This is a genomic window from Microcoleus sp. K4-B3 (assembly GCF_036704615.1).
Taxonomy (GTDB): Bacteria; Cyanobacteriota; Cyanobacteriia; order Cyanobacteriales; family Microcoleaceae; genus Microcoleus.
In genome coordinates this window covers 1-13,616 of sequence record NZ_JAUBSF010000126.1, presented here as the reverse complement: position 1 = coordinate 13,616, position 13,616 = coordinate 1, and the positions used below count along the sequence as shown (strand labels likewise).

The 13,616-nt window shown below is 45.1% G+C and carries 16 protein-coding genes; 4 read left to right on the top strand and 12 right to left on the bottom strand.

All coding sequences use genetic code 11. The features are described from left to right. Window positions 1-56 precede the first annotated feature (56 nt). From QUA78_RS29810 to QUA78_RS29760, 11 genes are all read right to left on the bottom strand, one after another. A complete protein-coding gene (locus QUA78_RS29810) occupies window positions 57-620 on the bottom strand; it encodes a transposase (protein WP_333399183.1) in 564 nt (187 codons plus the stop codon). 237 nt (window positions 621-857) lie between these two features. Further along, window positions 858-1,370 (bottom strand): hypothetical protein, encoded by a 513-nt coding sequence (locus QUA78_RS29805; RefSeq protein WP_333305207.1) that lies wholly within the window; start codon window positions 1,368-1,370, stop codon window positions 858-860. Window positions 1,371-1,696: 326 nt separating this feature from the next. Next, complete coding sequence (locus tag QUA78_RS29800) at window positions 1,697-1,900, bottom strand: hypothetical protein (RefSeq protein ID WP_333198537.1); 204 nt, start codon at window positions 1,898-1,900, stop codon at window positions 1,697-1,699. A gap of 168 nt (window positions 1,901-2,068) precedes the next feature. Continuing rightward, window positions 2,069-2,506 (bottom strand): DUF3574 domain-containing protein, encoded by a 438-nt coding sequence (locus QUA78_RS29795; protein WP_333305209.1) that lies wholly within the window; start codon window positions 2,504-2,506, stop codon window positions 2,069-2,071. Window positions 2,507-3,081: 575 nt separating this feature from the next. After that, on the bottom strand, window positions 3,082-3,432 hold the full coding sequence (locus tag QUA78_RS29790) for a hypothetical protein (RefSeq protein ID WP_333305211.1): 351 nt from the start codon (window positions 3,430-3,432) through the stop codon (window positions 3,082-3,084). A gap of 333 nt (window positions 3,433-3,765) precedes the next feature. Next, complete coding sequence (locus QUA78_RS29785; protein WP_333305213.1) at window positions 3,766-4,848, bottom strand: ABC transporter ATP-binding protein; 1,083 nt, start codon at window positions 4,846-4,848, stop codon at window positions 3,766-3,768. Between the two features lie 105 nt (window positions 4,849-4,953). Next, window positions 4,954-5,817, bottom strand: a complete 864-nt coding sequence (locus tag QUA78_RS29780) for a carbohydrate ABC transporter permease (RefSeq protein ID WP_333305215.1) — start codon at window positions 5,815-5,817, stop codon at window positions 4,954-4,956. Between the two features lie 98 nt (window positions 5,818-5,915). Beyond that, window positions 5,916-6,809, bottom strand: a complete 894-nt coding sequence (locus QUA78_RS29775) for a sugar ABC transporter permease (RefSeq protein WP_333305217.1) — start codon at window positions 6,807-6,809, stop codon at window positions 5,916-5,918. A gap of 201 nt (window positions 6,810-7,010) precedes the next feature. After that, the gene (locus QUA78_RS29770; protein ID WP_333305219.1) at window positions 7,011-8,324 is read right to left on the bottom strand and encodes an ABC transporter substrate-binding protein; all 1,314 of its coding nucleotides are present in this window, start codon (window positions 8,322-8,324) and stop codon (window positions 7,011-7,013) included. 555 nt (window positions 8,325-8,879) lie between these two features. After that, window positions 8,880-10,214 carry a DUF4912 domain-containing protein gene (locus QUA78_RS29765; RefSeq protein ID WP_333305221.1) on the bottom strand — a complete coding sequence of 445 codons (1,335 nt, stop codon included), beginning with the start codon at window positions 10,212-10,214 and terminating at the stop codon, window positions 8,880-8,882. A gap of 98 nt (window positions 10,215-10,312) precedes the next feature. Beyond that, complete coding sequence (locus QUA78_RS29760) at window positions 10,313-10,576, bottom strand: hypothetical protein (protein WP_333305223.1); 264 nt, start codon at window positions 10,574-10,576, stop codon at window positions 10,313-10,315. 385 nt (window positions 10,577-10,961) lie between these two features. On the opposite strand from QUA78_RS29760, the gene QUA78_RS29755 reads away from it, so the two are divergent. The 4 genes from QUA78_RS29755 to QUA78_RS29740 all read left to right on the top strand — a co-directional run bounded on the left by QUA78_RS29755 (window position 10,962) and on the right by QUA78_RS29740 (window position 12,251). Further along, window positions 10,962-11,171, top strand: coding sequence for a ribbon-helix-helix domain-containing protein (locus QUA78_RS29755; protein ID WP_333305225.1), 210 nt, complete (start codon window positions 10,962-10,964; stop codon window positions 11,169-11,171). Further along, on the top strand, window positions 11,161-11,373 hold the full coding sequence (locus QUA78_RS29750) for a hypothetical protein (protein ID WP_333305227.1): 213 nt from the start codon (window positions 11,161-11,163) through the stop codon (window positions 11,371-11,373). Before QUA78_RS29755 ends, QUA78_RS29750 begins: the two co-directional genes overlap by 11 nt. After that, on the top strand, window positions 11,363-11,740 hold the full coding sequence (locus tag QUA78_RS29745; RefSeq protein WP_333305229.1) for a hypothetical protein: 378 nt from the start codon (window positions 11,363-11,365) through the stop codon (window positions 11,738-11,740). Before QUA78_RS29750 ends, QUA78_RS29745 begins: the two co-directional genes overlap by 11 nt. Window positions 11,741-11,882: 142 nt before the next feature. Further along, window positions 11,883-12,251, top strand: coding sequence for a hypothetical protein (locus tag QUA78_RS29740; protein ID WP_333399182.1), 369 nt, complete (start codon window positions 11,883-11,885; stop codon window positions 12,249-12,251). On the opposite strand, the gene QUA78_RS29735 is transcribed toward QUA78_RS29740, so the two are convergent. Beyond that, window positions 12,248-13,579 carry a CHAT domain-containing protein gene (locus QUA78_RS29735; RefSeq protein ID WP_333305233.1) on the bottom strand — a complete coding sequence of 444 codons (1,332 nt, stop codon included), beginning with the start codon at window positions 13,577-13,579 and terminating at the stop codon, window positions 12,248-12,250. The two genes, QUA78_RS29740 and QUA78_RS29735, sit on opposite strands and share 4 nt — an antisense overlap. Between the last annotated feature and the right edge of the window lie 37 nt (window positions 13,580-13,616).

The window sequence follows — 13,616 nt, the reverse complement described above, 5'->3', positions numbered from 1 at the left end:
CTAATTATGAAATGGAACCGAAAGATAAAAAATAAAGGCAACTTAGTTAATGCAGTTTAGATGTTTAACAGCTTATCAGTCCTACCCAAATCACAGCCCAAAACTTGATTGCTTGGTGGAGGCTCGGCTGGCTGAGATTCAAGCTGAATATTAAGATAGTAACTACCATCTTTGCGTTTGCACAAAGTAGCAGTCTTGGGGTTTTGACCTTTCAGCAATCCAAGTTGGTAGTTTCCGATAGCCAGTACAAACCGTTCCCTACCACCAGTAGTAGTCAAACTTACTGTCCAATCTTTTTCCCTAAAAGAAAAGATACGGGCATCGTAAGTGACGCTAGTAGGAGCAAATTTGTTAACAGGCTTCCCATCTTTTTTAGCTGTTTTTCTGTTGCCAGAAACCCGTCTAATAGCATGGATTGCCAACTGCGCCGAGAGTCCAAACATATCTCTGACATTGTGATATACCAAGGATTGCATCGCCAATTCATTTGTCAGAGTTGGCGACACAGTTTGATTCACATATTCACAAGCACTCGCGAACGCCTGAAGGGTTGCATCAATTTTGATGCACTGCTCAGGCGCTACTTGGAGCTTGCAAGATACTGTCAGGACTTGTTTCATGACAAGATTGTATCAGGTATTGAAGGCAGAAGGCACGGGGAAAGTTTTAAGATTGCTTCGTTCCTCGCGAAGCGTGGCAATCTGAAAACTCAGAGCTAGTTATAGCGGATATCAATCAGGTGAGGTACTCGCCGGTTTTCTTACCAATTTCGCAATCGAAAATCGAAAATCGAAAATCCCAATCAGTACCTCACTCAATTGACAATTGCGATAAGTGCCTTCTGCCTGCAATTTTCCTCAAAAACCGATGACCTGAGTGTCAGCAGGCAGTGCAGTGGCCTCGGAGACCTTTTTAAACACGGTTGCCTGCTCATTTAAGGAATTAGGTCTCGCCTGTCCGGGATTGGTTCCTTGCAACTGAAGGCGCATTTGACCTTCGGGAGTCAACTCAAAAACAGTCTGAACGGTTTCTGTGCTGCTGAGGCCGACATCAATGTGCATCGGTTTTTCACCGAGATTAACTTTGTACCTCATTTCTTTGGCGCGGGCGGCTCCGTCGGGGCCTTTAGCCATGAGAAACAATTTGCCTTCTGGGGCAAAGACGAAGGTGAAAGACTGACCGGAGGGGACTGTGCCTTGCCATTGACCTAGGAGTTGCTGGTCGATGCTGCTAGCGGCCGGGGCTGCTGTTTCTTGGGCAATTATTGGTGCTGCTGCGGATGCGGGGCCGAGTGAAGCGGTGAAGCTGGCGAGGATGCCGAAGCAAAGGCTACCTGCGATCGCTTTGCCAATCATTTTTGAATTAGACATGAGACCGATGTCAAAATTAGTTATTTGTTTTGTACACTGTAGCGGTAAAACCGTACTTTGTTTAGTTTAAATCCGTTTTAGGGATAGAGATAGGTTGAGGTTCAAACTCGCAACGCACTTCTCATCCCCTGACTAAAGCTTGTCCTAAGCTTATTGAAGAGTCACGGGGATTTCACTTTTTTTTGTTGTAAAATCCAATACAAATTCGGCTTTAATTGCACAGCTCGCTGCTCTGAGTAGATCGTTCTGAACTCAAAACAGCTAACTGACTACTGTGTTCGATCGCACAGATAATTTGGCAAATCGATCGCATTAACGGTCTTTCATTAATTGCTTTCAGGATTGCGATCGACTTGTTCTGTCGGAGATTCCGGCGCGGGTTCCTGTGGATTTCGCGATCGTTTCGTTCGCTCCAATGCCTCTGCGTAAGACCAAGCCACGCTCACAATAAAAGCTTTCGCCATACCGTCCAAATTTTCTGAATCCTCGCTTTCGGGCCGTTCAGCTTTTGGGTTGCCGTCGTTTGTCATGTTTTTGTTTTCTCCCGGGCAGGTTTTTCTAGCGAGTTTTTGCAGTGTGCGATCGATACCCAAAAATTATGATTATGATTTTGCTTGCACCCGCACCCTACTTATCTTTGAGGGTATGACCTTGCTCAGCACAAATAATATCATAAATACACTGATTCGATGACCGCATCAGAAGGAAACCTTAACTTCGCTCGTAGCCCGCAAAACGGACTCTTGCTGGAAAGTGCGTTTGTAAGTTTCGATAATTTCATTAATAGCCTGATTTTTTTCCCGGCTACTTTCATAAATCAAAATAACTATTTTAGAGTTTTCTCGAATCAGAATTCCCGAGCTGTTGAGAAACTGCCCCGCTGCCTCTAATACAGTTAGCCCTTCCCGAAAGCGAGGGGTAATAACTGCCTTGACAAACTCCTGCCATTCTGCTTCCGAAATTGTCTCACCTCCCGGTTTAGTTAACCCAAAATACAGTTCATCTTTGAGGAGATTTGTTTGCTTGGCATTAGTATCCGAAGTTTCGGGAAGTTGAGCGCGGGCAATTGTCGCGGGACAAACAGGCAGGATGAACAGCAGGCCGGTCAAGCAAAGACTGTTAAGATGTTTATTCATCAGGAATTACGCGGAACTTCTATATGTAAGGTGCAACCTAAGCGCCTTACCGCTTATTTCTCAGTCTCAAGCGAGAGGGACGAAAGATTGTGTAGTTTGGCCTCAAAGTCGCATTCCAGGGGCGATCGAAGCCACATACGAGTTTGAGGTTAAAAGCGGTTTTAACTGACATCTTGCACCATTTTCATGAGCAGGCTTTCCGGCCTGTTCCACTCATAGTTCAATTTTATTCGGGGCCGTTGCTCCTAGTCCGCCCTTGAAATGCTTATGGAGAATTCAGCAATATCTTAGTTTCAACCGCCGAGTCTTATCAAGGGGTTTTTAACGCGGATTTGATTTAATTTAACATAAAAGGCTTCCAACTCAAAAACCCAGTTTCACATGAGAAACCGGGTTTATGAACGTCAGTCTTAGTTTATTTATGGTCGCCTACTTAATTGTCTCTGCCGTATTAAGTAGCTCAACCTATTTAAACGTCAAACTGTTCAGGTCTTGAGAAACCCGCCAGGGCGAACACTCTTGGCGCTGCCCCTACAGCAATCAGGTTTCTCAGTGTTATATTTTTTTAGGTGGACCTACTTATCCTTTAATTCGCGGACACTTCTCTTAGCAGTGTCTTGGTACATCTCCCCGAATTCTTTCACGGCTGCTCCTGCTTCTTGTCCAATCTTCTGAGCTCGTTCGCCCGGAGAGTTTGACGTTTCGCGAGCTTCTTGCCTCCATTCCCGCGTTGTTTGGGGTCTTTCAGGATTGTTGAGCTCAGAGTTTGAGCTGGCTTGCGTGCCAAAACCTTTGTTAGTGCGTCCCGAATCAACAGTGGTTGTCAGCAGCAGAAAACCGACTAGGACAACACTCAAAAAACTCTTAATTTGAAAGCCCTTAAGCAGGGAACTGATGCGAGCAATGGCTGTGGAAATCAAATTCATCTCAGTAATACTCCCTAAGTTGATTGGTGATAAATTTCAACATTTTTTCATCTAATTGACTCGCTCCAAAAGCAGCAGTTAATGCGATGTAAAGCCAACTGAGCTTTAACTTCCGATTAACCACCTAAATAGAGTTATAGGTTAGCGATAAAATCTGGTAAACACGCCACCTATGTGTCAGCCAATTAGCTTTTTCACACATGAATATCACGTTAACAGCAGCAAAATAGTTCTACCTCTAACTAAAGTCATAACTTAATTAGAAGCAAAAAAAAAAATTTTATACACATGGTTAGACAAGTTTTAATCAATCATAGTATGCAGGGCAAATTATTACTGCAAGCGATCGCCAGTTTTTACATCAAACCAGTGCAGCAACTGAGGCGGAAAAACCAGCTCTACAATTTCGGAATTCCAGTGGCGGTCATTTGGCAGCAAAGCCCGCACCGTTACTGGCTCCACACCTTTAACTCGGACGCTAACTAAATTTTGCATTCCCAAGTTTTCCACTAAATAAACCTCACCTTTAATTGCCTCTGGGGCCGACATCTTGCCGGCCTCTGCATCTGCAAAACCGACGTGTTCCGGGCGAATTCCTAACACAATTTCTGGCGGCAGAGTCGGCATATTTGGGAGTGGAACTCCAAAATCACCTAACATCGCAAAATTGCCCTGGCATTTAAGCACGAGCAAATTCATTTGCGGGCTGCCCACAAAACCGGCTACAAACTGATTTGCAGGACGGGTATAAATTAAGTGTGGCGGGTCTAGTTGCTGCACGCTGCCGCTGTTGAGAACTGCGACTTTTGTTGAAAGCGTCATTGCTTCGGTTTGGTCGTGAGTTACGTAAACTACAGGAGCTTTTTGGGATGCAAATAATTGTTTGAGTTCGGCCCTAACTTTTTCCCGCAATAATGCGTCGAGATTGCTCAAAGGTTCGTCGAGCAAAAATACTTCCGGTTGGCGCACTAAAGCGCGGCCGAGGGCCACTCGCTGCCGCTGTCCGCCTGATAGTTTTCCTGGTTTGCGATCGATTAATTCCGTCAATCCGAGGGAGGTTGCAACTTCCGTCACTAACCGGTTGATTTCGCTGGAGGAGATTTTGCGAAGTTTGAGGCTCGATGCCATATTCTCGTATACTGTCATGTGCGGATACAGCGCGTAACTTTGAAAAACCATTGCAATATCCCGATCGCCCGGTCTGAGATAAGTGACATTGCGATCGCCAATTCTAATCTCGCCCCTAGTTGGCTGTTCCAACCCTGCAATTAACCGCAGCGTCGTAGATTTGCCGCACCCCGACGGCCCCAGCAAGGTCAGAAATTCTCCTTCGCTGACATCCAAACTAATGTCTTTTACAGGAACTACTTTAGGGCTGTAGGTTTTATTGAGGTTTTTTAGTTGCAGTTTTGCCATGATTTTTAATTGATATACGAACCGCGAAGACGCGAAGGACACGAAGGAAGAGAGGGTAAGGGAAGAGAAAGAGTTGATTATACCTGGATAGTTTAAAGTTTAAAGTTATCCTTTTACAGCCCCGGCTGTTAAACCCTGAACGATGCGCCGCTGGAACACCAAAACCAGCAAAACCAAGGGCAAAGTTCCCAAAACGGTAGCTGCGGCGATCGGCCCGTAAGGAATCTCAAAGACTGACGTGCCGCTGAGTTGAGCAGTGGCGACGGGAATTGTTTTTAGAGATTCGCGAGTCATAAATGTTAGTGCAAATATAAACTCGTTCCAAGCTGAAATAAATGTCAGAATTCCGGTTGTGACTAACGCGGGAAATGTCATCGGTAGCACGATTTGCCACAGCATTTGAAAAGTGTTGTATCCGTCAACTTTAGCCGCATCTTCCAAATCTTTTGGCAACTGTTGAAAGAAACTCCGCATTACCAAAATTGTCAGGGGCAGATTGATCGCGGTGTAAGGAATAATTAATGCTAAATAATTATTGCCTAAATCCAAAGCTTTGACAATTTCCAGCAGTCCCAAAAATAGCAGCACCGCCGGAAATAGCGTTACAATTGTCACAATTGCCAGGATGATTTTCTCGCTCCACAACCGCAACCTGGCCAAAGCGTATGCTGCGGGAGCGCCGAATGCTAAACACAGCAATGTTGAAGTAATGGAAACAAAAGCGCTATTTAAAATGTAAAGTGCAAACGGGCGGCGCTGGAACAGCGACAGGTAATGCTCGAAAGTAATTCGTTTGGGAAGGTAGACGTTGGGAATCGCCGAAATATCCGCATTTACCTTGAAAGAAGTTAGTACCTGCCAGAGGATGGGTGCGAGAAAATATGCGACGATTAATATCGCCGAGATTGGCAAGATTAATTGCCGGATGTCAAAGGTTTTTTTGGTGAGTTGTTCGCGGGCGATCGACATAATTTATACCAATGAAAGGAAAAATTCAAACCGTTCAGCAATCTAAAATCTACAATCTACAATCCTCAAATCTAAAATCTAAAATCTAAAATCTAAAATCAATTGATGCGGGCTCTCGATAACAGGTAAGCGGCGATCGCAACTGCTGCCACTAACATCAAAAAAGTACACACCACCAAAGCCGCGCCGTAGCCAAAGTCTAAATACCTCATCACCGTGCTGTAAATGTAGATAGAAACCGTCTCCGTTGCTCCCGCCGGCCCCCCTCCCGTCATCACCTGAATCAAGTCAAAAATGCCGAAAGATTGGGCAAATCGAAACAGCAAAGCAATCACAATTTGCGGCATCAGCAGGGGCACGGTAACTTGACGAAAACTCTGCCAGCTACTCGCGCCGTCAATCGCGTGTGCTTCGTACAAATCACCGGGAATTGACTGCAATCCCGCTAGCAAAAGCAAGCTGACGAAGGGCGTCGTTTTCCACACATCTGCTGTAATTACTGCCATCATTGCCAAAGTCGGATCTCCCAGCCAGCTAATGCTATTTTGAATCAATCCCAAACGCCTCAAAATGTCGTTAATTACGCCGTATTGGTCGTTAAAAATCCATGCCCAAGCGACTCCCATCAATGCAGTGGGCAGGGCCCAAGGTAGCAAGGATATTGTGCGAACAATGCCGCGCCCTGCGAAGGATTGATTTAAGACTAAGGCAATGCCCATACCGAGAATTAATTCCAGCAAAACAGAGACGACTGTAAATACAGTGGTGTTGCCTAAAGTTTGCCAGAAACGCCCGTCGCCTAACATTCGACTGTAGTTAGCAAAACCAGAAAAAACGAGTTTTAATTCTGTACCGAGGTTTTGGGTGAATAAACTCAGCCAAAAAGCGCGTAATATTGGGTAAGCAAATACTAGCATCAGAATTATCAAAGCTGGTGCTACTAATATCCATCCGGTTGTTTGTTCGCGCTGTCGCATCTTGTCTAATTGCATATTGTTCACCTTTTTCTCGTTTGATATTAATAAGAAGGACTTTGTATCTCTCGCTTGTAGCAGAGTCTCGATCCCCCTAAATCCCCCTTAATAAGGGGGACTTTGAACGTTGCAGTTCTTCCCTTTTTAAAAAAGACTTTGAAGGTTCCAGTCCCCCCCTTATTAAGGGGGGCTAGGGGGGATCGATCTGAAAGCAAGAACTTACGAAGCTTGGGGTTGTTTTAAACTGCCTAATAAATTGCGAGTTTCGCTAGCTGCTGCTTTCATTGCTTGTTCTGCACTCATTCTCCCGGTAAAAGCTGAACTCAAATAACGCTGCAAAATATCAGAAGCTTGAGCGTATTGTGCCAGGGGCGGGCGCAACGCTGGGCGTTCCACTACTTTTAGGAGTTGCGGGTAGTGGGGATATTTGGCAACTATTTCTTTGTTGGTAAATAGGGATTTGTAACTGGGAACTAAACCCGTTTCTAAAATAAATTTTCGCTGGGTTTCCTCGCTGGTAAGGTATTTAATTGCTTTCCACGCTTGTTCTGGATGTTTTGAGGTTTTGGCAATTCCCCAGCCCCAGCCGCCCAAGCAGGAACCGCCTGTTTTACCGTTACTGCTGAGCATTGGCTCGATCGCAATTTTGCCTCTAACATTCGATCCTTCGGCATTTGCCAGCTTCCAAACATACGGCCAGTTTCGCAAAAATAGCGTTTTGCCGTTTTGAAACAACAGCCGGGTTTCTTCTTCGCCGTAGGTGGTGACACCCGGAGGAGAAATGCCGGAGGCGATCGTATTTTTGAGAAATTCCACTGCTTTAATTGCCTCGGGTTTATCTAACCCAACTTCAAAAGTTTCAGGGTTAGCCCAGAAGCCGCCGAAACCGGAGAGAACCTCGACAAACATCGCAGATACTCCCTCGTATTGTTTGCCTTGCCACAGATAACCCCAAGTTGCTTTTCCCTGTTTCTGCAAGTTTTGAGAGATTTTTACCATCTCTTCAAAGGTTTTAGGCGCTGGAATTTTCGCTTGTTCTAAAATGTCTTTGCGGTAATAAAGCATTCCGGCATCGGAAGCGTGGGGGATTCGGTAAAGTTTGCCCCGATATCGGCCGCCTTCGACGTTACCTTGAATGAATTTTGATAGTTGTTCGGGAGGAATTCTGTCTGTCAAATCGCTTACCCAACCTGCGGCTGCAAATTTGGGAACCCAGACAATATCCATGTTGATGATGTCGTAAGGCGACTCGCCTAAAAGAAAGGCAGATGTGTAAAGATTTTCTATGAGGTTGCTGTCAAAAGGCCCTTCTATGAGGTTGATGCGAATGTCGGGGTTTTTCTGTTCAAATTCTTTGACAAAGGGTTTCCAGTTAACAAGGTCTTGGCCTTGCATTAACATGGTGAGCACGACTGGCTGTTGAGTCAGTGCCGGCAGAATAAATAAAAGCAAGACGGCGGTTAATGTGACAGCGAATAAGGCTAAAAGACGAGGCTTCTGCCTTCGTGGCGGCGGGGAATTTATTTTTTGCATTTGCTTTTGAGAAGTGGCTGTGCGATCGCCTTATTTCTCTCATAACTCGCTTTCTTTTGTTTCGCTGAATTTAGCGAGTTTATGCAATAAAAATTTAAGTAAACTTTAGCTTACTTAATAATGGTGGAGTGAAAAGTCCAAATTTTGATTGAACAAGCTCGATAGCGAGTTAAGTAAACATCTATCTACAGATAGATATTGAGATAATAGTCTAATATAGCAGTTGTCAATCGGATGAAATAAAGTAGGGAGACGGCAATGCCGTGTCCCTACTCGCATACAATCTATATTTATCCCTACTTTTGAGAATTGGTATAACTTTTGCCGATCGCCCGATCCGCGATCTATTCTGCTATAAAAACCCGGTTTCTGAGTAAGTCCTAAATACAAAAAACACCGCTCCTCAAAACAGGAGAACGGTGTAAAGGGGGTGTTATGGGTTGTTGTCTGGGATTAACCCTAACAAATCACGATCTGCTCAGGCTATGCCTTGTGATGGTTAAAAAATTGGCACAAACCTGCATTATCGCCCGGATCGCGATCGACCGCGAGCGATTAGCCCAACCATTCCACAACAGCATCTTCCTTGGTATTGGTGTGCCGTTCTGGGGTTTCGCGGTTGAATTTCATGTGGATAGCGCGGTTTTGTTCGCCGTCTGCTGCTACTGCAAAAATCGGATAGTCGATTAAGCCGTCTTGGAAAGACATCTGGAAGCGGAAAGTGCCGTCAGCATTGAGTTTAATCGGCTGTCCGCCTACGTAGACGGTAGCGTCGGGCTCGGTGGCACCGTAGACGATCAGTTCGGCATCAGCAACTAACCAGAACTGGCGGGGGCGCATCGGGGCGGCGAAGCCCACTCCCGACATACCGACACCGGACATACCGAAACCGGACATGGTGAGGCCGGACATACCGACACCGGACATGGTGAGGCCGGACATACCGACACCCGACATGGTGAGGCCGGACATAGTAGGAACAGCCCACATTCCGACGCCGGAGGGGAACACGTAGGAACTGAGAGCTTGTTCGTGGATGCCGACTTGTTGGACGGAACCGGCGACGTGCTGCATGGAACCGAAGATAGAACCCGCTACGCGCATGGATTCGGCAGATTCTGCCATGCCGAAGATTTGTTCGTAGATGGCGTTGCTGGTGCTGAAACCGAAGCCATTGCCTGCTTGTGCCATTTTCTTGGCGGGAGGAACCAGTTCGGCGAAGGTTTTGCCTTGCAACTCTTCTTCCCAGTCGAGGGTGATGAATTGGTCTTCAATCCAGTCGCTGGGATAGACGGGAGGAACGCGGACTTCGGCCGATCGAGCTAATATCAACCAGCGGCCATCTGGACAGCGGTAGCCGATGTCTACCGCGTAGTCCCTATCGCTTACGGGGATTGGCACGTACCATTCCCGCGCCAGTTCGTCGCAGGGATATTCTTGAATGCTGTGCGGGCTTTGAATGTCGAGGTTAACATCTGTAACGTCGTATATCCGCAGGGCTAGTTGCTGTCCTCCTTGGCGGCGCAATTCTTCTTTGCGATCGTTGGGAATATCCCAGTAAGTGTAGGCCCATTCTGGGTCGCGGGGCATTAAAACAACCCGGCTTTCGCCGTAGCCGTTGGGCAAATCTGCTAAACCTTCATCTACAGACGACAAAGAACCGCCTGTTCTATCTTCTTGACCGAGTTCAAACTTTGCTGCTTCCACTGCTTCTTGTGCCTCTAATTTGCGAGATGGGCTGTAGGAAAATTTGGTGCGCTGAATTTCTTGAATTGATGCCAGAAGTTGCGATTTCCGCATCCGGCTGTAGCGAGAGACTCCACATTCGCTAGCAACTCTGCGGAGTTGTCGCAAAGTCATCTCTTCTAATGGTGGGCGTTCTTTTGCCATGAGTTTGTTCTCCACTTATTTGGGATGGCGGGTTAGATTTTTTCTTTCAACACAAATGTGTTGATTTTTTGAGTTAGAAACTCTTTTAAGTGCAAATATTATCGAGCTTCCAAATCTCTCCAACCTTTGAAGCCTTGCTTGTTTTTAGCTTGTCTTGTCCCCAATGCGATCGGGGGCTGTGACTTCTTGGCTTCTGCGCGCACCGTCCGATCTAAATAAAACTTTATCTGTCGATTCTTGATTGACAAGATCGATTTTGTGAGTGCGATCGGTGCTGCTAGCAACGCTGTGCTGGCAGCACACGCGCTATTCGACTCCCAGTGCTGCTTAATCGAAGCATTTCTTTGGGATCGCTTTGTCATGACTTAATGTTGCAGACAAGTTGCGATCGGGTCAAGGGGTCTTTTGCCTCAATCCTGGGTACTTATACGCATTTTCGTGATTTTGGGGATCGATATGTCAGGGAATCTTGACATTTGGGAGTTGTGGGGGATCGTTGCTGCAGCGAATGTCAGGACTTGATGACATATTGCCCTAGGGGGCTTTTGATGGGTTTGGAGGGTGGGGGCGATCCGTATGCAATATCTATATCTTTAGGAATACGATCGCACTTCCAGCCAACTATTCTCCCGATGTTTCCCTCTCCATCACTTCCTGTCCCAAAGGGATTAAATTTTTGTGGTGGCGATGCTAATATGTGCTACTATACTATATAGTAGCATAGTTAAATCAAAGATAGAAGATACAATGTCTATAAAATTAAAAGAAAAAGAACTCGTGGGTGGAAAACGCAAGCGGGAGTTGATAGCGGTATACATCCCCAAAGAAAAGAAAGTCGCTTTAGAGGCGTGGGCAGCCTCAGAAGAGCGATCGGTTTCTTGGATAGTCGCCAAGCTGATCGATCGAGCACTTTGCTGCCGTCAACAGCAGCAGGAAGGTTTGGACAATGACAACTAACCCACTTAGCTATCTCGAAGATCCTGAAGATGAAATCCAGCGTATGGGGAGTCCTCAAACCGAATCCGTTGTAGCAGGAACCAGAAAAAAAGCAGTTGAACGTTGCTTAGAAGAAGCAAAAGGACGGAAGTTACTCGCCGTTCAACACTTTCAGAAGAACATTTGGCAGTGTATTTTCCCGGGAGGCGAAGATGAAGACTAAAGGTACAATTGTTTGGGACTATAAACAGGGTTGGACTTCTCCAGAATTAGAAGTTCCGGCAACAGGTAAAATTGCTGTTTTTGTCGATTACCCAGATGACGACTTAAGTATGCCCATCATTGAACCAGAAGTAGAAGAACTTTTGTCAAGTTTAGGCTATGTTGGTGAGGGTCGCTACATTGGAGAAAACGATCGCCTCAAACCCTGCGATACAAAAACTGTCACTTATGTAGAAACATTCTCTATAGAAGAGTTGAGCCATCATCTCAGAATACTGAATCAAACTATCATTCCGAGGGAATGGTTTTATATCTTAAATTCCGAGGGAAATATTATCCGTCTTCAAGAGGCGATCGTTCCAGCATAACCGCTCGATTTAAAAATTATCGATCGCTTGAGAATAGATAAATTTTTCTTGGGGAGTATGACAAACTGGAAGACTTCTGGCACTAACTGCTGGAGGAGTGAAGGTGAAAAGCATTAATCACATTTTACGGAGTCAGGCTCAAATGACTATACTTACACCTGAACAAATTGCACAATATCGCTCTGAATTGGCAAGCGATCCAGAGGCATTAGCTGCACTTGACGAAGTAGAAGCTTGTGATAACAGTTTAGAAGATGCAGCAGAAGTATTAGCAATTGAGTCTGGATACACAAAATCCACTCTGGCAGAGTCAGACCAAAGTTATTTAGACAAGTTAACCGAGAAAGCACGAAAAGTTATCTGTAGCAAATACACAGGTGATTTACTGGAATTATTCAAGGATTTGAGAGATTTCATGCCGTTTCCTGCTAATTTAGCAACCTTAGTTGCTATCAACGTGACTAAAATAGGTGTTCATAAGTTTTGCGAGTCGTCAGAGTCTGAAGCTTAGATTCCTGTAGCTGTAAAGGCTGCCCAATCGGAAGGGTGAGCAAAGGGATATGCTTGAGATAGGCGATATGTTATTGAGGCTTCAGCTTTCCTACGCTCTACTTTTGGCAGTTTACTAAGGATTTCATCAATTAGAGCCTTGTATTTAATCAGGCGTTTTTTAAACTCGTCAACAGTTAAATCTCGTAGCCGTTTCTGTGCTAGGTTGAGGGCGATCGCAATATCTCCCTCTTCTAACTGTTTATATTTTCTCAGGTTTTCATAAAACTCAATCATCAGAAAAGCAGCAGACAGTTGATCTACCTCCCAAAGGGTACTGACGACGCTAGGACTACCTGCAAACAGGAAACCACTTGGTAAACCGATATACTCATCGCTGATGCTGTTAAAATCTGTCATGCCAGTTTCACAAGCTGAGAGGATAACTAGGCGACATTGATTTAAGTCTAGAGCAAAGATTTCTCCCAGCGTCAGGTGTCCATCCGCCAAAATTAGAGCTGATTTTTCAAAGTTAAATGTAGCATGACCGAAAAAGTGGAAGCAGTGGGCAGAGCGTAGTTGTTCTGATTGAATGAGGTTAGCTTTTATTGCTTTGTCTCCAGGGAGAACATAGTCATTCGGCTGAAAATAAGGACGGATAGCTTCAACTCCAAAATCCACATAGGGACGGTCTTTAGTAGGATTTTGGATGGCAAAAAGGTGGGTAAAGTCGGGGCGTTGTCGTATTTTGGCTAGTTGTAGTAATTGGCAACTGGGAGCATAGCCTACACCTTCGGGGAAGCGATCGCATAAAAAATCACCCTTAGCCAATGGGAGGGCATGAAGAGGAAATAGGTGCAGGAAGCGATGAGGAATGAGAATGAGACGCGAGCATTTTTTAATCTCATCACAATTTATAATTCGATCAATATTTAGAATTTTAGAGAGGTGACTGAGACGAGAGGTTAGAGAATTTAGCCACTCAGTTTTAGTTTTGTTCTGGTTGTAAGTCTCTAGATACTCATTAGCCCAATTTACTAAAGCTTGCTTCTCAGGTAGGTTAGACACGTTCAGATGTTTGAGACTCTCACGGGTAATGATAAATATTTCCAAACCTGTATTAGTGATGTATAAATAAACAATTGCAATTTTGTCATTTAGGGTTTGTTGAAACTGCTCAAACTGGAAGCCAGAACCAACTGGTAGATATTTGTCTTGCAATTCATTTCGCTGGTGTCGTAGCTGTTGCAGGTGTTGTGCTAGAGTAGTTGAATTTTCGGCTTTAGCATTTTGGATCTCATATTGACCGCTAAGCTGTTCAGCATCTAAAACGCATATTGTATAGTACAATATAATGATATTTATAAAAAGTCAATGCCTACTAAAA

Bases quoted from the DNA above. Each gene is read 5' to 3' on its own strand.
- QUA78_RS29780 (WP_333305215.1), bottom strand. From the start codon at position 5,817: ATGTCGATCGCCCGCGAACAACTCACCAAAAAAACCTTTGACATCCGG.
- QUA78_RS29800 (WP_333198537.1), bottom strand. From the start codon at position 1,900: ATGACAAACGACGGCAACCCAAAAGCTGAACGGCCCGAAAGCGAGGAT.
- QUA78_RS29745 (WP_333305229.1), top strand. From the start codon at position 11,363: ATGAAGACTAAAGGTACAATTGTTTGGGACTATAAACAGGGTTGGACT.
- QUA78_RS29770 (WP_333305219.1), bottom strand. From the start codon at position 8,324: ATGCAAAAAATAAATTCCCCGCCGCCACGAAGGCAGAAGCCTCGTCTT.
- QUA78_RS29810 (WP_333399183.1), bottom strand. From the start codon at position 620: ATGAAACAAGTCCTGACAGTATCTTGCAAGCTCCAAGTAGCGCCTGAG.
- QUA78_RS29790 (WP_333305211.1), bottom strand. From the start codon at position 3,432: ATGAATTTGATTTCCACAGCCATTGCTCGCATCAGTTCCCTGCTTAAG.
- QUA78_RS29750 (WP_333305227.1), top strand. From the start codon at position 11,161: ATGACAACTAACCCACTTAGCTATCTCGAAGATCCTGAAGATGAAATC.
- QUA78_RS29805 (WP_333305207.1), bottom strand. From the start codon at position 1,370: ATGTCTAATTCAAAAATGATTGGCAAAGCGATCGCAGGTAGCCTTTGC.
- QUA78_RS29765 (WP_333305221.1), bottom strand. From the start codon at position 10,214: ATGGCAAAAGAACGCCCACCATTAGAAGAGATGACTTTGCGACAACTC.
- QUA78_RS29795 (WP_333305209.1), bottom strand. From the start codon at position 2,506: ATGAATAAACATCTTAACAGTCTTTGCTTGACCGGCCTGCTGTTCATC.
- QUA78_RS29775 (WP_333305217.1), bottom strand. From the start codon at position 6,809: ATGCAATTAGACAAGATGCGACAGCGCGAACAAACAACCGGATGGATA.
- QUA78_RS29755 (WP_333305225.1), top strand. From the start codon at position 10,962: ATGTCTATAAAATTAAAAGAAAAAGAACTCGTGGGTGGAAAACGCAAG.
- QUA78_RS29785 (WP_333305213.1), bottom strand. From the start codon at position 4,848: ATGGCAAAACTGCAACTAAAAAACCTCAATAAAACCTACAGCCCTAAA.
- QUA78_RS29760 (WP_333305223.1), bottom strand. From the start codon at position 10,576: ATGACAAAGCGATCCCAAAGAAATGCTTCGATTAAGCAGCACTGGGAG.
- QUA78_RS29740 (WP_333399182.1), top strand. From the start codon at position 11,883: ATGACTATACTTACACCTGAACAAATTGCACAATATCGCTCTGAATTG.